The sequence below is a fragment of the Dongia sp. genome (genome assembly GCF_041906375.1).
In the GTDB taxonomy this organism is placed as follows: domain Bacteria; phylum Pseudomonadota; class Alphaproteobacteria; order Dongiales; family Dongiaceae; genus Dongia.
This window is the reverse complement of the sequence record NZ_JAYRJJ010000001.1, coordinates 611,251-631,131: the sequence shown is the minus strand read 5'-3', so window position 1 is coordinate 631,131 and position 19,881 is coordinate 611,251. Positions and strand designations below refer to the sequence as shown.

17 protein-coding genes are annotated in these 19,881 nt (G+C 61.0%); 12 read left to right on the top strand and 5 right to left on the bottom strand.

Annotated elements, in window-relative coordinates:
• The 4 genes from ACE3OA_RS02880 to ACE3OA_RS02865 form a co-directional block, all read right to left on the bottom strand.
• Positions 1 to 831 (bottom strand): class I SAM-dependent methyltransferase, encoded by an 831-nt coding sequence (locus ACE3OA_RS02880; RefSeq protein WP_374307667.1) that lies wholly within the window; start codon positions 829 to 831, stop codon positions 1 to 3.
• Complete coding sequence (locus ACE3OA_RS02875; RefSeq protein ID WP_374307665.1) at positions 831 to 3,047, bottom strand: glycosyltransferase family 2 protein; 2,217 nt, start codon at positions 3,045 to 3,047, stop codon at positions 831 to 833. Before ACE3OA_RS02875 ends, ACE3OA_RS02880 begins: the two co-directional genes overlap by 1 nt.
• A 76-nt stretch (positions 3,048 to 3,123) precedes the next feature.
• The gene (locus ACE3OA_RS02870) at positions 3,124 to 4,026 is read right to left on the bottom strand and encodes a calcium-binding protein (RefSeq protein ID WP_374307662.1); all 903 of its coding nucleotides are present in this window, start codon (positions 4,024 to 4,026) and stop codon (positions 3,124 to 3,126) included.
• A 154-nt stretch (positions 4,027 to 4,180) separates the two neighbouring features.
• Positions 4,181 to 5,398: a glycosyltransferase gene (locus ACE3OA_RS02865; protein ID WP_374307660.1), complete on the bottom strand. Its 1,218-nt coding sequence runs from the start codon at positions 5,396 to 5,398 to the stop codon at positions 4,181 to 4,183.
• A 176-nt stretch (positions 5,399 to 5,574) separates the two neighbouring features.
• Between ACE3OA_RS02865 and galE the strand changes: the two genes are divergently transcribed.
• The 10 genes from galE to ACE3OA_RS02815 all read left to right on the top strand — a co-directional run bounded on the left by galE (position 5,575) and on the right by ACE3OA_RS02815 (position 17,370).
• Positions 5,575 to 6,588: a UDP-glucose 4-epimerase GalE gene (gene galE, locus ACE3OA_RS02860; protein WP_374307658.1), complete on the top strand. Its 1,014-nt coding sequence runs from the start codon at positions 5,575 to 5,577 to the stop codon at positions 6,586 to 6,588.
• Positions 6,578 to 7,207: a dTDP-4-dehydrorhamnose 3,5-epimerase gene (rfbC, locus tag ACE3OA_RS02855; protein ID WP_374307656.1), complete on the top strand. Its 630-nt coding sequence runs from the start codon at positions 6,578 to 6,580 to the stop codon at positions 7,205 to 7,207. Before galE ends, rfbC begins: the two co-directional genes overlap by 11 nt.
• Positions 7,200 to 8,105: a dTDP-4-dehydrorhamnose reductase gene (gene rfbD, locus ACE3OA_RS02850; RefSeq protein WP_374307654.1), complete on the top strand. Its 906-nt coding sequence runs from the start codon at positions 7,200 to 7,202 to the stop codon at positions 8,103 to 8,105. The genes rfbC and rfbD overlap by 8 nt, the downstream gene beginning before the upstream one ends.
• The gene (gene rfbA, locus ACE3OA_RS02845; RefSeq protein WP_374307652.1) at positions 8,102 to 9,022 is read left to right on the top strand and encodes a glucose-1-phosphate thymidylyltransferase RfbA; all 921 of its coding nucleotides are present in this window, start codon (positions 8,102 to 8,104) and stop codon (positions 9,020 to 9,022) included. The genes rfbD and rfbA overlap by 4 nt, the downstream gene beginning before the upstream one ends.
• A 196-nt stretch (positions 9,023 to 9,218) precedes the next feature.
• Positions 9,219 to 10,751 (top strand): DUF6212 domain-containing protein, encoded by a 1,533-nt coding sequence (locus ACE3OA_RS02840; protein WP_374307649.1) that lies wholly within the window; start codon positions 9,219 to 9,221, stop codon positions 10,749 to 10,751.
• 4 nt (positions 10,752 to 10,755) lie between these two features.
• Entirely contained in the window at positions 10,756 to 13,482 is a 2,727-nt protein-coding gene (locus ACE3OA_RS02835) for a glycosyltransferase (RefSeq protein ID WP_374307647.1), read from the top strand.
• Positions 13,479 to 14,609, top strand: a complete 1,131-nt coding sequence (locus ACE3OA_RS02830; RefSeq protein ID WP_374307645.1) for a hypothetical protein — start codon at positions 13,479 to 13,481, stop codon at positions 14,607 to 14,609. The genes ACE3OA_RS02835 and ACE3OA_RS02830 overlap by 4 nt, the downstream gene beginning before the upstream one ends.
• 48 nt (positions 14,610 to 14,657) lie before the next feature.
• A complete protein-coding gene (locus ACE3OA_RS02825; RefSeq protein WP_374307643.1) occupies positions 14,658 to 15,863 on the top strand; it encodes a polysaccharide pyruvyl transferase family protein in 1,206 nt (401 codons plus the stop codon).
• A 2-nt stretch (positions 15,864 to 15,865) separates the two neighbouring features.
• On the top strand, positions 15,866 to 17,017 hold the full coding sequence (locus tag ACE3OA_RS02820; RefSeq protein WP_374307641.1) for an SGNH/GDSL hydrolase family protein: 1,152 nt from the start codon (positions 15,866 to 15,868) through the stop codon (positions 17,015 to 17,017).
• Between the two features lie 212 nt (positions 17,018 to 17,229).
• A complete protein-coding gene (locus tag ACE3OA_RS02815; RefSeq protein ID WP_374307639.1) occupies positions 17,230 to 17,370 on the top strand; it encodes a hypothetical protein in 141 nt (46 codons plus the stop codon).
• Between the two features lie 43 nt (positions 17,371 to 17,413).
• On the opposite strand, the gene ACE3OA_RS02810 is transcribed toward ACE3OA_RS02815, so the two are convergent.
• The gene (locus ACE3OA_RS02810) at positions 17,414 to 17,569 is read right to left on the bottom strand and encodes a DUF3309 family protein (RefSeq protein WP_374307637.1); all 156 of its coding nucleotides are present in this window, start codon (positions 17,567 to 17,569) and stop codon (positions 17,414 to 17,416) included.
• Between the two features lie 173 nt (positions 17,570 to 17,742).
• On the opposite strand from ACE3OA_RS02810, the gene ACE3OA_RS02805 reads away from it, so the two are divergent.
• Both ACE3OA_RS02805 and ACE3OA_RS02800 read left to right on the top strand, forming a co-directional pair.
• Positions 17,743 to 19,434, top strand: coding sequence for a CHASE3 domain-containing protein (locus ACE3OA_RS02805; protein WP_374307635.1), 1,692 nt, complete (start codon positions 17,743 to 17,745; stop codon positions 19,432 to 19,434).
• On the top strand, positions 19,431 to 19,874 hold the full coding sequence (locus ACE3OA_RS02800) for a response regulator (protein WP_374307633.1): 444 nt from the start codon (positions 19,431 to 19,433) through the stop codon (positions 19,872 to 19,874). Before ACE3OA_RS02805 ends, ACE3OA_RS02800 begins: the two co-directional genes overlap by 4 nt.
• Positions 19,875 to 19,881 lie beyond the last annotated feature (7 nt).

The following is a 19,881-nucleotide window of genomic DNA, read 5'->3' as shown; positions in this document are numbered from 1 at the left end:
TTACCTCGGCTTGGCGTGCTGAAAGACGCAGATGTCCTGGAAGTTCTCGGCGACACGCCCGCTCCAATGGCCGAAGGCGATGGGGCGCTGCAACTGCAGGCCTTGTGTCCGCGCAGTCGCCAGCAGCCAGTCGGAGTCGAAGGCTACCGCCGCCATCGGATGCGCACGGTCAGCGATATAGTCGGGGCCGTCGCCTTCCAGAATGAAGGCGGGGCGGGCCTTCTTCGCGTCGACTAGCGAACGATTGGCGGCGTCGAGGACAAAGGCCGTCACGAACAGGCGACCGCCCGGTCGCAGAAGACGCGCTGCTTCGCGCAGATAGAAGGTCGTGTAGGCGGGATCGAGATGAGTCACGACCGAGGTCATGAAGAGGAAGTCCACACTTGCATCGGCAAAGGGCAATGTGCCCTGCTCGTTCAAGCGCCCTTCGGGGTTGTAGAGCTGATTGTTGAAGTCGAGATGCTGGAACTCGAAATTTGCGTAGGCCGGTTCGATGTTCTGCTTGCACCAGTCGATGCCGGCGGCAACCACGTCGAAACCGCTATAGTGACCGGCCGGCGCCTCGAGATATTGCGTGAGGGGCAGCGCCATGCGGCCGATGCCGCAGCCGATTTCCAGCACCCTGTCTTGCGGGCGCAATCCGCCCAATTCGACAAAATGCCGCAGAAACTCGCAGCCGATGGCCAGAAAGTCGCCATCGCCAACGAAATTGCGTTCTTGCGGTGGTATCGGCAGGAAGCGATTGCGCCGGATCGATTTGAGGAGGCTGGCGAAGACCGCCTCGTCGATTTCGGCAGCATCCGCTGCGGGCGTGCGCGTCAGGGCATTCATCACGCCACCTCGCCGGCCGTGGCGCCAAAGCGATTCATCAGGTCCAGCATCGCCTCGTTCCAGCGTTCGCCGGCCAGCCACCGGTTATAAAGTCCGGCAACTGAGCGCTGGTAACCGGGATGGCGATTGATCGACTTCCGTTCGAAATGGAACAGCACCGCCTCTGGGCAGTAAAAGATATCGCCGCCGGACCGGCGCAGTTTGAGACAGAGATCGGAATCTTCGTAATCGCCGATGATATAGTCTTCGGTAAAGCCGTCCACCTCGAGGAAGGCCTCGCGCCGCACGAGCAGGGCGGCGCCCGTCACGGCCGGCACGGCGCGGGTTTCCAGCGCCGGCGCGAATTCACGCGGTGCGCCTTTGAAATAATGCAGGTTGAGCCAATGACCGCCGGCATCGCGAGCAAAGCGCATGCCGGCATGCTGCAAAGAATGATCGTCAAAAAGCAGGCGCGCACCGGCTGCCACGACCTTCTTGCTGCGCAGGAGAGGTGCCGCCAGGCGTTCGAGCCAGCCGGTACCTTCCGGTACGACATCCGAATTGAGCAGCAGCAGGAATTTGCCGCGCGCGATATTCGCTGCCGCATTGTTGGCGGCGGCATAGCCGAAATTGCCGGACATGATGAGGATGGTCAGCGGCAACGCATAGAGCTGATGCAGGCCGCTCAGGAAATGCACCAGCTCCGCCCGTTGTTCCGGCGAATCGAGCACGAAGATGATCTCGCTTTCCGCCATCACCGGATCGATGGCGAAAGCACCCAGCTGGAAGCGCAGATAATCGAGATTGCGGTAGAGGGGAATGATGATCGAATAGCGCGGCGTTGCCACGGCTGTTCCCAATTGCACCATATCCGGTGCCTGGCGGCTCGCCAGATGCATTTGGTGCAGCGGCACAGCCGCGGGCGCAATCACTTTAGCGATCGCTTCGGTCGTCAGGCTTTCCGGCGGCACGCCACCCAGGACAGCGTCACGCAATTGCGCCGGCGTGCCCAGGGCCGTGCGGGCAAGGATTTCCAAGGTCGCACCGGAGCCCAATTGTAGTTCGAGCTTCGCCTGCCCACGCAAGGCACCGGCATTCGGGAGGAAGGCGGCGAATCCCCAGGTCAGAGGACGGCCGTCATAATGCTTGTCGATGTCCGGCCGTGGGAAACGCAGCCATGTTTCGTCAAGGCGCTGCGGAGTCATGCCGACCGCTTGCAAATGCGCTGCCGCCACCAGCTGGTGCGGGTCGCGCACCCAGCCCTTGATGAAGACGCCGCCTTTGCCATCGCTGACCAGCAGATCGACCCCGGCCCCCACCGGCGTCCGCTTGTCGGTGAGGTTACGCCGCGCCGCCGGCTGAAACAGCTCCAATTCGCGCAGCAGCGCCGCGGCCGAGCTGTCGTCGGCGGCCGTCTCTGCCACGCAGCGCAAAATGAACCCGCGTGTCGCAGCCGCGATCGGCTTATTGGCCTGGAGCCAAGTGAGGAATGGCGTCTGCGGCAGATTGGCGACGCGCATCGTCGTGAAACCCTGGGCACCGAGGATCACCAGCAAACACCCCGCCCGCAAATGGGCGCGCTCGAGCAGAAGGAGGCTCTTGCCCTTGCCGATCCGCAATGGCTTGTGGAGGGCGCTGGCGATGCCGCGCTCGCCGACGATGAAAAGGTCGGTCACCTCGCCGAAATGCGCGGGAACGGCCGCACTCAACAGAGCGAAGCGTTGGCTGACGACGGCCTCGGCCCTTGCAACGGAGGCATTGCCGTCAAGCTCCGTCAGCAGGGTGCGACAGAAGCGGCCATAGGCCACGTCATGCTTCAGTTGGAAGAGGTCACGGCACACATCCAGCATCTGCCGTGCCAGGCGCAGCTTGCCGGTGGCATCGAGCCCTTGCGCCAACGCGGCACGATCCAGATGCATGAAGTCTTTCGCTTCGGCACGCCGGACGATTTCGCCGTCGCGGTCGACCAGATCTATCGGCTGCTCTGCCACCGCATCGGCCCGGAAAATGATGAGCTGGCGGTTGGCGCCATGGATCAAGGGCAAGGCCACCTTGATCATGGGCGGCGGCAGCATCTTGCCGCCGCGTTGTGCGGTAAGGCCGGCTGCGTGTTCGCCCATCACCAGACGCAAGCCGCCCGGCATATCGCAACAAAGCAGCGACTCGCCGGCCGCCTCGATATCCGCGCGCGGATCAGCAATCTTTTCGATGACCTGATCGATGGGCTGGGACAGCATGCTTTTCCAGTCGTTCGCACAAGAAAATGGCGTCGGATCCTCAGCCGCGCGCGGCCGGACCCGACGCCATCACTTATCAGCTGATGACGAAGAAGGCGCTCGGGTTGGCCTGGACATCGGCCACCTTGACACCAACCAGGGTCACCTGGTCGCCGCCGCCAAAGTCGATCACCGTATTGCCGCCGTCTTCATGTGCAAGCGACGCGACATCGCCAGCATCATCGAAGTGGTGGCCATTGATGTTCTTCGAGACATGGAGGATGTCTTCGCCCTCCTCGAAGTCCATGATGACATCCTGACCACCGCCGCCGTGGAAGACGAAGGTATCGTCGCCCGCACCGCCGCGCAGGAAGTCGTCGCCCTTGCCGCCGTCGAGGATGTCATCCCCATTGCCGCCGGTGAGACGATCGCTGCCGTCGCCGCCAAGGAGATGATCGTCACCCTTGCCACCGTCGAGGCTGTCATTGCCGGCGCCGCCCTTCAGCAGATCGTCGCCGTTACCGCCGCTCAGATTGTCGTTGCCGGCATCGCCTTCAAGACGATCGTCGCCATTGCCGCCGCGCAGAGCATCGTCGCCCTGGCCGCCGAACAGCTTGTCGTCGCCGTTGCCGCCAGTGAGGTCATCCTTGCCGTCACCGCCGAACAGATTGTCGTCGCCGCTGCCGCCATTGATCCAGTCATTGCCCCCCTGGCCGAAGATCGTGTCTTCGCCGGAACCGCCGTTGATGTAGTCGGCATCCCCACCGCCAAACACCACGTCGTGGCCGGAACCGCCCAAAATATGGTCGGAACCCGCACCGCCGTTGATGAAGTCGGAACCGGCGCCGCCATTGATCCAATCATGGCCACTGCCGCCATCGATGAAATCCCTGCCGCCACCGCCGCTGATCGCGTCGTCACCGCCGCCGCCCAGGATAACGTCCCCGTGGCTGGTGCCGACAAGACGGTCGGCGAAATCACCGCCCGGAATTGTCGCCATCGTGTCTCTCCTCGTCGCTTGGAATGATGGTCGTGGTGCCGAAACCGCGGGTAATTGAACAGGTCGCGACGAGGTCCGCAACATTTCTATTGTTATAAAACTATTATAGATATTTGCGCCGATGTAATTCTCCAATCTTATATTTTAGTGGCAGTCAGCGCGGCGAGTTTCCACGCGCGCCGATTGCAATTTCCTCCCATTGCGGCAACAGAGATTTCAGAGAAAAGCCCGTTTCAGCGCGCTTTCTGGCATGCCGGCGCAACTCAGAGGACTCATCGGTTGCCGAGAGAGCGTCGTGCAGTACTTTTTCCAATGCAGCGACATCGCGATGATCGGCAAATCTTGCCGCTTGTTCGTCACCCAGGATCTCGCGGGTCGGTTTTACGTCTGAGGCCACGATATGGCAGCCGCAGGCCATCGCTTCGACCAGCGACCAGGAGGGGACGAAGGGCACTGTTAGATAGACGTGGAGATCGGATATCTGCAGCAGCCGGCGATAGTCGTCGCGTGGCAGAGGCCCAAGGAAATGCACACGCGCAAGATCGAGTTTCGACAATTCACGCAGACTCCGGCTCTTATAGGTGTCGCCACTTGGCAGCGGCTTCGAATAGTAGGATTGGTCGGATCCGGCGATCGCGACATGCACCTCTTTATCTGTACGTAGGAGCGCATCAACCGCCTGCATGAATTGCGGAAAGCCACGATAGGGTTCCATGCCGCGCGTCGCGTAGGTTACCAAACGATTAACATCGCCAAGATCGACGTTCCCAAAACGCCGTGATGCCTGCGGATTGGCCACGAAGTAGTCCGTATCAACACCATCGTGCAGCGTGCGCAATTTGTGTTGGTAGTTTGCGGGAAAGGTCTCGCGCTGAAATGCCGTTGGTACAAGGCCTAGATCGACATCCTCCAGCATCATCAGGAGCGGCGCATTGAGGGTACGGATGCGGCAGGCGTTGTCCGGCGTCATCGCCTCCGGATCGAAATAGTCCGCGTCACTGCCGTGCGCGTGATAGTACCACTCGAAGTATCCGATGAGCCTTGAGGTCGGAAACGCTTCGCGCAGATAGAGGCCGACTCCCCAGCCACAATGTGCGAAAATCACATCCGGCATGAAAGCTTCCGCCCGCAGCTTGTGACAGATTTCATAGACTGCCTGACCATTCAGCACGCCGGCTTCAAACCCTTGCAGATAATGATGCGTGCCTGCCGATGCTGCGCGTTTGGGACGATAGCGCCGCACATCGATCGTCGATGACGTTGCCTCGGCAGAAGTTGTGAAGACAACACGATGATGCGTCGATTGCGCGAGCCGCTCGGCAAGAGCGCCGAACTGGCCGGGGAAATCGCGATGCACGAAGAGGAAGTTCACGGACACGGCCTCGCTGGATGCGACGGTTCGATGACGCACATAGATCGCGCAACGCACATCTTCTTGCAAGTCTCTCGAGAAGTATATTGGGTTGGTCTTTATGAATATTGTAAATAGTGCCTAACTACTTTTCCTTTGCTACCTTCTGGCGCGTCAACAGCGATATGAGGATCCTGATGCGTCCTGTGCTTGTGACCGGCGGTGCCGGATATGTGGGTTCTCATGCCTGCCGCATGCTCGCCAAGAGCGGCTATCTTCCCGTCACGCTCGACAATCTTTCGACCGGCCATCGCTGGGCCGTAAAATGGGGTCCGCTGGAGATCGGCGACATCGCTGACAGCGCTCGCGTGGCATCCCTTATCGAGCGCTACAAGCCCGTCGCTGTCATGCATTTCGCGGCCCTTTCCTTGGTCGGTGAATCGGGTGCGCATCCGTCACGCTATTACGGGAACAATGTTTCCGGCACCCTGTCACTGCTGCAGGCGATGCAGGCCGGCGGGGTCAATCGCTTCATCTTCTCCAGCACCTGCGCCACCTATGGCGAGCCGGAGAGTTGGCCGATCGCGGAAGATACCGCGCAGCTGCCGATCAACACCTACGGCCGCTCGAAGCTGATGGTGGAGACGATCCTCAAAGACTTCGCTGCCGCTTATGGGTTGCGCGCGACTGCACTCCGCTATTTCAACGCTGCTGGCGCGGCCAATGCGGACGGGATCGGCGAGGCGCATGAGCCGGAAACACATCTCATTCCTCTGGTCATCGCCGCAGCGCGCGGCGAGCGTGGCCCGGTTCAGATATTCGGCACGGATTACCCGACCGCCGACGGGACCTGCGAGCGCGACTATGTGCATGTGAACGATCTCGCCGGCGCCCATGTCCGTGCGGTCGAGTTCCTCGAGTGCCAGGATGGTTTCCATGCCTTCAATCTGGGCACCGGCCGCCCCTATTCGGTGCGCCAGGTCATCAGCGCCGTAGCGGCCGAGGCCGGCCATGCGGTTCCGCAGCAATTGGCTCCACGCCGTGCGGGCGACCCGCCTGCGCTTTTTGCCGATCCGCGCCGCGCCCGCGAGGTGCTCGGTTGGAGCGCTACCCAATCAGCCCTTGACGAAATCGTCGCCAGCGCCTGGCGCTGGCATGCTAGTGCCGCCGTGATCGCCAATGCCAATGCGGAGGTGCGCCTTGCCGTATGATCCCGTCACGACAGCGCTGCCGGATGGTGTACAGTTGATCGAAGGTCGTCGCTTCAGCGACGCGCGCGGCTGGTTCATGGAGCTGCACCGCCGTCACCCGCAGGCCGATGCGGCGGCCCTGCCGGATTTCTGCCAGGACAATGTGTCGCTCACCAGTCAGGCGGCCGTAGTGCGCGGCCTCCATTTCCAGCGGCCACCTTTTGCGCAGGCCAAGCTGGTGACGGTACTGGCCGGCGCCATCCTCGACGTCATCGTCGATCTTCGCTCGGGTTCGCCGAGCTTCGGTCACCCCACTGCAGTGCATCTTTCCGCTTCCAGCGGCCAGCATCTTTTCGTGCCGGTGGGCTTCGCTCATGGCTTCTGCTCGCTGCAGCCGGAGACGCTGGTGCATTACAAGGTGTCGGCTCCTTACGCTCCCAAGGCCGAAGGCGGCATTGCCTGGGACGATCCAGATCTCGGCATCGACTGGCCCTTCACGGCGGCCGAGATCCTCGTCTCCGAGAAAGATGCGCTGCTGCCGCGCCTGCGCGACCTGACACCGGTCGACTGGTGCCTGCCACCCGTGGCCCGGCCCGAGGTGGGCAACCGCGCCAACCTGCGCCGGCAGGCCCATGGCTGAGAGATTGAGCCGCCGTATCGTCATCATCGGCCGCAACGGTCAGCTCGCCCGCGAGCTCGCTGAGCTTGCCTGGCCGGACGATCTGCATCCCCACTTTCTGGGGCGTGGCGAGATCAATCTGTTCGATGCAGATGACATCCGGGCCCAGCTTGAAAGCTTGCGGCCTGTGGCGATCATCAACACGGCTGCCTATACCGCCGTCGACAAGGCAGAGACGGAGCGGGTGCTGGCGACCCTGCTCAATGCCGAGGTGCCTGCGCTCCTTGGGCAAGTCACGGCACGTCTCCGTATTCCTCACCTCCACCTGTCAACTGACTATGTCTTCGCCGGTATCAGAGATTCGCCGTACCGCGAAGACGATGCGGTCGCCCCGACCTCGATCTATGGTCAGAGCAAGCGAGCCGGCGAAATGGCACTATTGGCAGCCACAACGCCGACGCTCATCCTGCGCAGCGCCGGTCTCTTCGGCCGCCATGGCCACAACATGCTGAAGACCGTGCTTACTCTTGCCCGCGGTATTCAGCCAATTCGCATGGTCACAGATCAGATCAGTACGCCGACGCCGGCGGCGGATCTCGCCGTCACTTTGCAGGAGATGGCGATCGACATGATCGACGGTCGCGCCCTGCCACGCATTCTGCACATGGCCGGCCAGCCAGCCGTGAGCTGGTACAGCTTCACTGCCGCCATTCTCGGCGTCCTGCACGAATCCGGTCGGACGCAACTACCGGATCTGCTGCCGGCACGCCTCGTAGATCTCGGCCGCCCGGCTCCTCGCCCCCGTTACAGCGCACTTGACTGCAGCCTTGCCGCGTCACTGGGCTATACCGTGCCTGATTGGCAGGCGACTCTCCCCGGTCTCATGGCGCAATTGGGCCAGGGAAGGATCGCAGCATGAAAGGCATTGTTCTTGCCGGCGGCAGCGGATCGCGGCTCTATCCGATGACGGCGGCTGTCACCAAGCAGCTCTTGCCGATCTACGATAAGCCGATGATCTATTATCCAGTCGCGACCCTGATGCTGGCCGGTATCCGCGACATCCTGCTCATTTCAACCCCGCGCGATGTCGAGCGATATGTCGAACTGTTCGGCGACGGTTCCCGCTGGGGGCTCAACATCAGCTATGCGGTCCAACCCAGTCCCGACGGCATCGCGCAGGCCTTTTTGATCGGCCGGGACTTCCTAGCCGGCGAACCGGCAGCGCTTGTCCTCGGTGACAACCTGTTCTTCGGAAGCGGCCTCAGCCGCCGCCTCGTTCACGCGGCCGAGCTGACGGAAGGCGCACATATTTTTGCCTGCCGGGTCGATGATCCGCAGCGCTATGGCGTCGTCGAACTTGATGCCGAACAGCGCCCACTGTCGATTGTCGAAAAACCACGCCATCCTGCATCCAACTGGGCGGTAACCGGTCTCTATTTCTATGACGGCCGCGCCAGCGAGATCGCCGCCGACCTCGTCCCCTCAGCGCGCGGCGAACTGGAGATCAGCGACCTCAATGCGCGCTACCTGAAAGAAGGCTCCCTCACCGTCGAGCGCCTGGGCCGGGGCTTTGCCTGGCTGGATACAGGCACGCCGGAGACGCTGATGGCTGCTACGCAATTCGTCTGCGCATTGGAAACGCGCCAGGGCATCAAGATTGCCTGCCTTGAAGAGATTGCCTTGGCCCAAGGTTTCATCACGGCCGATGCCTTTGCCCGCCTCGCCGCCGGGGCGCCGGTCAGCCCCTATGGCCGCTACTTGAAAACGCTGCTGGCTGACCTCGAGATTGAAGCAAGTCCGGTCCCGTTGCGCGTGGTCGGCGCACGCGGAAGATAGAGTCAATCCAATTCAAATGAAAGCGATTCATAATTACTTTCGCACTACTGACATTATTTCATTTGTATTTGATTTTAGAAAATAATCACCTCAGCGTGAGAGTATTTTTATTTATGCATTTCTTGATACGACTTCGCGCTCTTGGTAATATTGCAGCGCAAGATTGGACCGGCCACCAGATGGAAAGGGCGCGCGCGTGATCAGTGCTGCCACCGCACGACATCAGGACATCCACATTCTCGACAAGGCCAAGCGGGGCTATGTGCGCCGGCCGGCGATCCTGTTCAGTGGCCAACCCGGCGAGAGCATCCGCGCCCTGGCCGGCGACAGCTATACCCTGCTGCGCATCAAGCGCGTGGCCGACGATCATCTGCTGGTGCGCGATCAGCATGGTCAGGACCAACGCCTGATCGAAGCGCCGTTGCTGCTTGCGGCCATCATCGCTTTCGACCAGAGCGACCGTGAACTTGTCGATCGTACCGGCGAATGGCTGGGCAAGCGCCGCAACAATGCGCTGCCCGCCCCCCAATTGATGGGCCCCGAAGACACCGCGGCCTTTGCCGCCAGCATCTTGGCGAACGCCCAGGCCTCGGCGCAGAAGAATGCTGAACTGACGACCTCCCTGTTCCGGCAACTGGCAGATGCGCGTCAGGCCAATGAGGAGTTGCAGAATCGCTTCGCGGCTCTTGAAGCCTTTATCGACCGGGCCGGTTTGCAGCCCTTCGACCTCGCCTTCATCAACCCGCCCGTCGACGACGATACCGAGCCCAATGTGTTGGCGACGGCCAGCAACGGCAGCATCAGCCAAATCCTGCCGGTAGCCAGTGTCGGTGTCAGCGCCGTGGCATTGCATGTTGCCAAGGCAGCACCCGGCAGCGAGTCCACCTTGCGGGCAACCCTGCAATCGGTCGAAGACGGTCGCATCATTGAGACCTGGTCGGTACCAGTAGCGGAACTCAACACCGGCTGGATGACCCTGTCGTTACAGAAGACGATCGCAGGCTTGCGGCGGACTTTGCGCCTCGTCGTCTCGGTTGAAGGGCAGAAATCCGACCTGCCGTCCTTCTCCCTCGGCAATGCCCAGCCGCTGGCGCTCTTCCGCCTGCAGGACGCCGATCTGCGGCAATCCATTTCCAGCTCCAGCCTGGCGCTTCAGGTCTATGTCGGCCTACCCGGCGTCGTGCCACCCAATCCAGGCACCTTCGCTGCCCGTGCCTCGCAGGACAAATCCGAACCAGGCCTGCGCGAAGTAACATTGGACCAGGACCTCCTCAGCCACACCCGGCAAGCTCATCTCGATACTGAGTCTGCCGGTTTCGATGGCGTGAGCTATCTAGAAGGCGAGCGTATTGTCTCCTGCCACCCGCCGGCTTTTGGCAGCACGATAGCCAAGATCGCCGGCGGGTGCCCCATCGGCGCCTTGCGTGTCTCAGCCAACCTGCTCGTGGCGCACGAAAAGGCGCGGGATGTCGAATTCGCCCTGGTGGTAGGTCGTGACGAGGGTCGCATCGTCGACCTTCTGGCCGGCGCCACGGACCCGCAGGCAGGCGAAGGCTTCTCAGGCTGGATTCGTGTTCCCGCCAAGCAACCGCGCTTTGGCAGCCTCTATCTTGATGCTCCGGCGCACGAAGCCAGCGATCTTTATCTGGTGACGCGCATGGTGGAACCCGGCAACCACGACTTTGCCTGGGCCCGCTTCCTCAATATTCACGCGTTGGTGCAGGGGTAACCATATGCGATCGCGCAAACTCAGCCGACCGGCCAACGAAGCCGGCACCGAGACATTGCCGAGCCGGATCGAGGACCCCGCATTCGCACCGCGACTTGCGATCGTCATTCCTGTCTACAAGCATTCAGTGCTGATGACCGAAGCGGTCGAATCCGCCTTGGCGCAGCAAGCCGGCTTCGACATGGCCATCATCATTGTCGATGACGGTTGCCCGTTCCCCGAGACGGAGATCATTGGGACCACCTATGCGACCGCGCATGACAATGTCTTCTACGTGCGCAAGCCCAATGGTGGACTGAGTTCGGCGCGCAATTATGGTGTCGATTTAGCCTTCGAACTGTTCCCCGAATTGGAAGCGATCTACTTCCTCGATGCCGACAATCGCATCACTCCGCCAGCCATGCAGGATGTGTTCGACTTCCTGCAAAGTCGACCGGAGATCGCCTGGGTTTATCCGAACATCGACAAGTTCGGCATCGGCTGGAACGGCAGCTATCAGGCACCCTATTCGCGCCTGCTGCACCTCACCTTCGACAACATCTGCGAAGCGGGCAGCATGGTTTCGCGTCGTGTCTTCGATGCCGGCATCCGCTTTGACGAGACAATGAAGGCAGGTTTTGAGGATTGGGAATTCTGGTTGCAATGCATCTCGCACGGGTTCCAGGGCGCCAATTATCCCTTCTTCGGTTTCGACTATCGCCAGCGCGCCGAGAGCATGCTGCGGGACTCGCATCGCACCAAAGCGGCGATCATGTCGTATATCCGCGAGAAGCATAAAAAGCTCTTCCAACCCGATACGCTGATGCGGTGGGAACATGAGGAAAGTCCGCGATTTGCTGCGATTGCCACCGGTACCTACGCAGTCTCGCTGTTCACCGACCCCACCGCGGCCCATGCCAAGATCGACCTCGAGACCTATATAGATCGCTATTGGGCGGCACTCGCCGAGCCTGATGCCCACGGCATTCCGCCCTTCATGCTGTGGATTGCACCAGCCCATCTCGAGGCGATGCGCAAGATCGGCGTGCTGCACAACGTGTTGTGGCATGCCGAACGGCTGGCCGAGAAGCACCATCTGGTCGCCATCCGCCTTGAACATGACCCCGGACGGATAGAACTCCGGCAGATCGAGGCGGGCTCGCCTGACTACATGGCCAAGAAGCCCCTGGCCTGGATGTGCTCGGTTGACATCTTCAAGGCCTGCGTCGACGACATCTCGGAAGAGTGGATTGGCTCGATCCGCGGCCGCCGCCCCTCACCGGATACGGTCGAGTTGGTGGTACGCGGCCCCTTCAAGGCCTTCGATCTCGACCGGACCGTGTTGTCCGCTACCAACGGCCTGCTCTCGACCTTAGGCGTCTTTCGTGATTCCGCCTATCGCCGCGTCACCAATGCGCGCTGGACCTGGCGGGGCGGGTATTTCCCGGCAATCAAGACGCATTACCGCCTGCTGCGCGAAGCCCTCGGCGCCTCGCCAATTCTGTCGCGCATCGCTGCCAAGGCGCAGGCACCGCGCATCGGCTTCCTGCTGCCCATCGCCTCCTTTGGCGGTGTCGAGAAGGTTGCCTATGCCATGGCACGGGAACTGACCCGCCTGGGCTATGAAACGCATCTCTATGTGCTCGGCAAATCGGCCTGCGAATTGGTGTTCGAGCCGGGAGATTTCGCCAGCATTAATTTCCTGATGGATGACTATCCCCTCTGGGGTGGCGCGCATCAGTTTGCCGGCCATGATCTCATGATGGCCCAGGATGAAGGGGCGCGCGTCGAACGGCTCATGGGGCTGCTCGCCGGCCTCGATGTGGTGGTCAATTGCCAGGTCGCCCCCGTGAATGCCATCTTGGGTGAATTGCGCCGGCGTGGCGTCAAGATCCTCGACCATGTGCATGTGCTCGACCGTACCCGCTCGGGCCGCGCCGCCGGCCATCCTTATATCGCGCTCGCCTATGAGCATATCTACGACCTGATTCTCACCTGCTCAGAGCAGATGGTAGACTGGTTCCATGGTATGGGTGTGCCGAGCGCCAAGCTGATGCATATCCGCAATGCGCCCAGCTTCGAATTGCGCGATGCCGAGGTACGAACGATTCTGCGCCAGCGTCAACGGCGCGGCGTTCCAGATCGTCTTAAGGCCTTGTTTCTGGGGCGTCTTGATTCGCAAAAGGGTATCGAACGGCTTTACGCCGCAGCCCGCCTCATCAAGCGTCGCAGCCTGCCGATCGACATTCGCCTCATCGGCAGCGAAGTCCTCAATGAACAGGGCCAAAGTTCATGGACCGAGCGGTTTGGCGGCCTTGGCATTGGGCTGGAACCGGCGATCTATTCCACCAAGGGCCTCACCGATGCGTTCGCCGAGGCGGATGTGCTCCTCCTCACGTCGCGTTGGGAGGGTGCGCCGCTTACCATTCTCGAAGCCCAGCGCGTCGGCTGCGTGCCCGTCGTCACTGCCGTCGGTGCGGTGGGTGAACTTGTTGAACATGATGTCGACGGTCTGCTGATTCAGGCCGAAGACGACAATGCCGTCGCACAAGAACTGGTGACTGCGCTTGAGCGCTTGCTCGGCGAACCTCACCTCCTCAATCGGCTCTCGACCAAGGCTGCTGACGCGATGGCAGCCAGGACCTGGGCCGAAAACCTGTCGCCGCTCATCGACCGGCTTGAGGCTTGGTTTCCCTTCAGGTCGGAGGAAATCGAGCTACGCCGAACCGTAACCTCGAGTCCGGGTAGATGAGCGGCGGCAACCCTTTTCAGCGCAGCCTCTCCGCGGCGCTCCTACTTCTCCTCGGTCTCGGCCTGGGCACTTCCGCGCGCGCCAGCGGTGCCGAAGCGCCACCCCTGTCGATTGGCATCGCCACGGCCAATATTGCCTGGGAAGAGCCGGCGAAGGTCGTCGCAACCTTCAACGCCATCCAGACGGCCGGGTTCGGAATCGTTCGCATTGGCTTGAAGGAGCCCCTGCCCCGCAGCTATGCCACCCTCGTTTCGGCCAAGGAAGCCGGGTTGAAGGTTGTGCTCACCATACCGCTCATCGATGGGGCGATAGCCGAGGCCGGTGCTAAGCCGCGCCCCCGGCAAGAGCGTTTCTTTCCAGCCTATGGCCTCTCCCAGATCGACCTGAGTCGTTTCGACGCGCGACTGGCCGCCTTGCTCGACTTCGCCGTCGACCAGCAGATACCGTTGATCGGCCTGGAACTTGGCAACGAGCTCAATTGGTCCGGCTATAATGGTGACCTGCCCTTCGCCAAGGGCGGCCACGTCATCAGCGAGGACAAGGATTGGCCGAAGGACGTGAAAGATCGCTTTGCAGATGGCCTCGCGCGCTACCACGCCGTCCTCAAACGGGCTGAAGCGGCCCTCGGCCGGCGGCCGACGCTGTCCGACGTCAAGCTGGTGAGCGCGGGGCTGGCCGACATCAACGCAGGTTTCATCCGGCAGAGCGGTACCACCTACGTAGCGCCGGCTCTGGTCTACCGCGCCTTCAGTCAGCGCGGCATCTTCAACATAACCGATGCGGTCGGCATCCATCTATACGAACCGTTGCGAAGCGCCAATAAATCGGCTGATCGTCTCGCTATGATCGATGCGCAGCTCGATGATTGTGGTGGCGCCACCTTTGCGCGGCGCCCCTGCTGGATCACCGAATTCGGCAGCGCGTTGCCGCAGGCGGAATGTGGCGACGATGATTCGGAGCGCATTGCCCTGCTGCGGCCGCTTCTGGATCACCTGCGCAGGACGGCGACGACCGTTCCGCTGGCCCTCTATTACGACTGGAGCGAAGACAAGGGCTTCGCCCTTCAACGCTGCGGCCGGCCGACGGCGCTTACCACACTGCTTTCCGACCAGAATGCGGCACCCTGAGCCGGGCTTTCAGGCAAATTCAACTCGTTCGGGAGAAGGATTAACGTGATGAAGAGACTCTGCTTTGGCCGCCAGCCGGCTGACACACGCTACCGTTACCATCCCGGCATGCCTTTCTCCGAGGGGCTGCCGCGTTCCAACAGCACGACCTTCAGCACGATGTCGCGCAACTTCTACCTGACCTCGAACAAGGGCAACATGCTCATCGGCGAAGGTTCCTGCCGCATTTTTGACTATGACCGCAACTACAGCTGCATGCTGAGTGTCCACGTCCTCTACGACGCCTATAAGGGCTCGAAAGAGGCCATGGATCTGCTCAACAACAATTTCGATGCCCTGGTCCTGCCCATGGCGAATGAAATCCGTCCCAACCTCAACCATGTGTCGCTGCTCAAAGTGCTGGAACAGATAAAGATTCCGGTGATCGTGCTCGGCATGGGCATGCAGAATGAGATGGAGGACCTCTCCAGCCTGGAACCGGCGACGGTCGACCTGCTGCGCTGGATCGATGAGCGGGCGCTGGTCTTCGGTGTGCGCGGCACGCAGACTGAAACCTGGCTGAAGAAGATGGGCTTCAAGAACCCGACGGCTCTTGGCTGCCCCAGCATGATGCTCTATCCGGAAAATATCCTTGGCATCAAGGCGCCGACGCGCAAGCCCGAGGACTACCGCTTCGTTACCGCCGGCTATCTGCAGAAGAAGTCGGTGCGTGGCAAACAGCTTGCCAATTTCTTCAAGGACCAGAAATGCTCCTATGTCTTCCAGGATGAGATTTTCCAGTTCAAGGAAGAGTTGCAGGGACGGCACTTCTTCGACGACGCGCGCAACCAGATGCTTCACGGTGTCATGGAGCCACTAGTCAATGAGGCGATCGGGACCCAGGCACCATTCGACAAGTATTTCTATTTCGACAGCGTGGACGCCTGGCGCCAGTGCTACGGTTGGCACGATGTCTTCATCGGTGATCGATTCCACGGCGGTGTCGCGGCCCTGCAGGTGGGCCTGCCGACGGCGATCCTGTTCAAGGATCTGCGCGTCAAGGAACTTTCTGAATTCTTCGGCGTACCGCACACCACCGTCGACAAGGCCTGCACCATGGGGATCGAGGCCTTCATGGCGGAATTCATGTCGGAGGAGCGCATCAACGCCTTCCTCGATACGTATCGCCTGCGCCTCAGGAACTTCCATCGTCATCTCACCGAGGCCGGCCTCTCTATGACGGAGAACTACCAGGCCATGTTGATGGCGGCCTGACCATGAAGACGCTGCGCGCCACCATCATCGGCGGTTCCAACACGGTGATGGAGCCGGGCTATCTCAGCCAGATGCTGGAGGCAATGCAGCGTCAGGGCTTCAAGCTGGACATCGTCGAGAATCTGGCCGTAGGCGGCACGACCTCCGCCTACGGCCTGTTCCGTCTCAAGACCAGCGACGCGCTTGACCGCTCGGACGTGCTGATCATCGAATATGCCCTCAATGACGCCTTCATCTATGGCGATGAGCGACGGCAGTTCCGGCATTGGGCGCGCATCTATGAGGGCATCCTGCGCTATGCCCTGACGCGCAACCCACAGCTCAAGATCTGCACCCTGATCCTCGGCGCCCGCAACGGCTCGTGGCTCACCAGCGTGCCGGCAATCGATGCCGGCATCCACTATCTTTCCGATTGGTACGGCACTGCCGAGGTCGACATCTCGCGCGGCCTCATGCGGCGCTATGGGCGGCAGGTGGTGACCGACCCGGCTTTCTATGTCGACCAGGGCCATTATGCCCGGCCGATTTCGACGGCACTCGTGGCCGATCTCGCGGCTGAGGGGCTGGTTGCAGCCTTGGCGCAGGAGCGGCCAGTGGGCGCCCTGCCACCGGCTGTGGATCCCGACCATTTCGCCGAAGCGGGCGTCATCGACGTGCAGGCGATCTTCGCCGCCGCACCTGATGCCCCATTGGTTGAATTCCACAACCGTCGTTTCGCTTTCAGCGCCATCGACATCGCTCGCCACCGCCTGCAGCTCGATCTCGGGAAGGGTCGGTTGCTCGGTGTCTTTCACATGAGTGCCCCAAACATCGCACCCCTGGCGCTTGGCCGGGGCGATGCGAGCTACCATTGCTCGCTGCTTAAAGGCGGCGTGCGCGACGGAAAATTCAAATTCCTCGCTGCCATGCTTCCTTGCGAATTTCTCTATGGCGCCGATCTTCTGCAGGAAGCGGGCGACGATAGCTTCACCTTGGCGCCGGCCGGCAGCGAATCCGGCATCAAGCGCCATGTTGCCAAAGACAATGTGGCGCAGGAGGGTGCGGCTGAAGGCGGTATCTTGCCATTGCTGGGTCTCCTCTACAGTGGCACCTGCCGGCGCTTCTCGGCCGATCTGCTTGCGCCGGCAGTGCGGCGCGCTGCCAACTCCGCCTGAAACGATGCGCGGAAACTTCCGCGCCGCCCCGGGGTTCTGTCTGCGATGCCTTTCCGTGATGAGAAGGAGTCGCCATGGCGCAGAGATCCATCCAACAGCCAGTCAATCCGCCGGCACCGCCAATCCAGGCGCCCATTTACCCCCATGTCGCCAACGCACTGGCCGCGCGAGCGCAACTTGCCAGACGCGTGATCTGAGAGAGATCACCTGACATGTCGCGCGATCAGCAGCATATTTCATCGGAGAAGGCACGTGCGGGTGCCATCAGCGGCCGCGTGCGCAATGTGCTCTTCATCTCCTTCGGCCTCACGCTCTTGGCACTCGCCGTAGTCGGCGCCTATTTCATGAACTGAACCACGCCGGCCGCCCCCTTTGTCGGACCGGCAAGGCGTCGCCTTAGATATGGCCGGTCGAGAGTGCCAGGACCAGCACGATCAGCAGCACGACAACGATGCCACTCGGCGCATAGCCCCAGCCTCGGCTGTGCGGCCAGGCGGGAATGGCGCCAAGGAGCATCAGGATCAACAATACAAGCAGGATCGTTCCAAGCATTCTTCAACTCCATTCTCTGGTACCGGCTAACCGACTTGAGCAGTAATTGCTGCCATCACCTGCAATCAACCCGCCTTTCCCGTAGCAGTTCCGGCCCTTCATCCGATGGAGCCGTGCCTTGGCAGCTTTGTCGGGGATTTTGTCGCCAGGTCTGCTTGACGCGAAAAAGAGGCATGGCCACTATACCGCCGGTTCTCGCGCCGCCTTTCGGCCGCGATGGTTCATCACCTTTCTTCACCATTCTGACGTCACAGGTAGTCGGGCGCCGCAAGACGGAGACGCGATTGATGCGCTTGGCACAGGAGATGAGTGGCACGACATTGTCTGGATTTCTGAGGCGCCTGCAATTGACTGGCAAAGGGCAGCCTTTCAATCAGTTGCTCGTCCTCGTCAGTGCTGCCTGCCTGGTAGCGCTGGTGGCAGTCGTGGCGGCACTTCTCACCATCGACAACCGCACGGCTGGTGCCGACATGTTGCGTGGACAGCGCGTCGCCAACGATGTGGCACGGCTGATGATTCTGGTACAGCGGGCCGAAACCAGCCAGCGCGGCTATCTGCTCACCGCCAACGCCGAATATCTTCATCTCTACGACGACAGCATCACCAAGATCGGCCCGGTGCTGGAAACGTTGACCGAAGCCACCAAAGAGGATCTCATCCAGGGCCGGGAGGTCTTGAACTTGCGCGCCCTGGTCGGCGCCAAGCTCACCGAACTGGCAAGGGTCCTCACCCTGTTCGACAGCGGCAAGCGGGCTGAGGCTTTGGCTGTGGTCAGGACCAATGCAGGCAAGAGCCTGATGGACCAGGTCCGCGCCAGCATCGCAGCGCTCTGGAATGAAGCCGGGCGACAGACCGAGATCCGCATTGATGCCTGGTATCGAAATAGCAACTGGCTGTTTGCCGTTCAAGTTGGCGCAGCACTCCTCGTGCTGCTCGTTTCGACGCTCGCCGTACTGAGTGGCATCCGCCATACCCGCGGCCTGCAGGAAACCCAGCAGACGCTGCAGAAGGCCAATGAATTTCTCGAAGAGCGTGTCAATGCGCGCACGGCCGATCTCCAGGAAGCCAATGATGAGATCCAGAAGTTTGCCTACATCATCAGTCACGATTTGCGCTCGCCTTTGGTCAACATCATGGGCTTTGCCTCCGAATTGGCCGCGATTCGCGCCGAAACCGCACACCTGCTCGGCTTGAAAGTAGAAGCGGCATCACCCGATGCCGAGCACCCGCGCCCGATCGAGGCTATCGATCGCGACTTCGGCGAAGCGCTTGCCTTCATCCAGCAATCCACGACCAAGATGGATAGGCTCATCAGCGCCGTGCTCAAGCTGGCCCGCTCCGGTCAACGCCAGTTCAGATTTGAGTGGCTCGACATGAATGCACTGGTCAGCGAAATCGCCGACACGCTGAAACACCGCACCACGGAGACCGGTTCGGAGATCGTCATTGATCCACTGCCTGACATGGTCGGTGACCGGCTGGCAATCGAACAGATCTTCGGGAATCTGCTCGACAATGCGGTGAAATATCTTGAAGAAAGCCGCCTCGGCCGGATTGAGATCCGTGGCCGTTCCCTACCACGTGGTGTCATCTATGAGATCGAGGATAATGGACGCGGGATCGCTGCCGAGGATCAAAGCCGCGTGTTCGATCTGTTCCGGCGTGGCGGCAAGCAGGATCGGCCGGGGGAAGGTATCGGCTTGGCACATCTCAAAGTGCTCATCCGCCGGCTGGGCGGCAAAATTTCCTGCCGTTCGGAACTCGGCCGCGGCAGCGTCTTTTCTGTCTTTCTGCCCCAGAGCGATCTGCGTGGGCATGAGATGAACGGTCGCTTTGTCGAGCGACGCGAAGGAGCCAATACATGAACATGAATACCGCCCCCATCAGCATCGTTATGATTGAGGACGATGACGGTCATGCGCGTCTCATCGAAAAGAACATTCGCCGTGCCGGCATCACCAACGAAATCATCCCCTTTACCCTGGGCAAGGACGCATTGTCCTATATCGAGCGCGAGGGTCGGCTCGGGCGCGAAGGCGGCGACCGCAAGATCCTCGTCCTGCTGGACCTCAATCTACCGGATATGAGCGGGCTTGATATTCTGGCCAAGGTCAAGGGCGACGAGCGCACCAAGCGGATCCCCATCATCGTTCTCACGACTACCGACGACAAGGTCGAGATTCAGAAATGCTACGATCTCGGCTGCAGCGCATATGTAAAGAAGCCACTGGAATATGAGGCGTTCGCCAATTCCGTGCGGCAACTAGGCCTCTTCTTCGCTATTATCGAACTTCCTCCCGCTTAGGCCCACC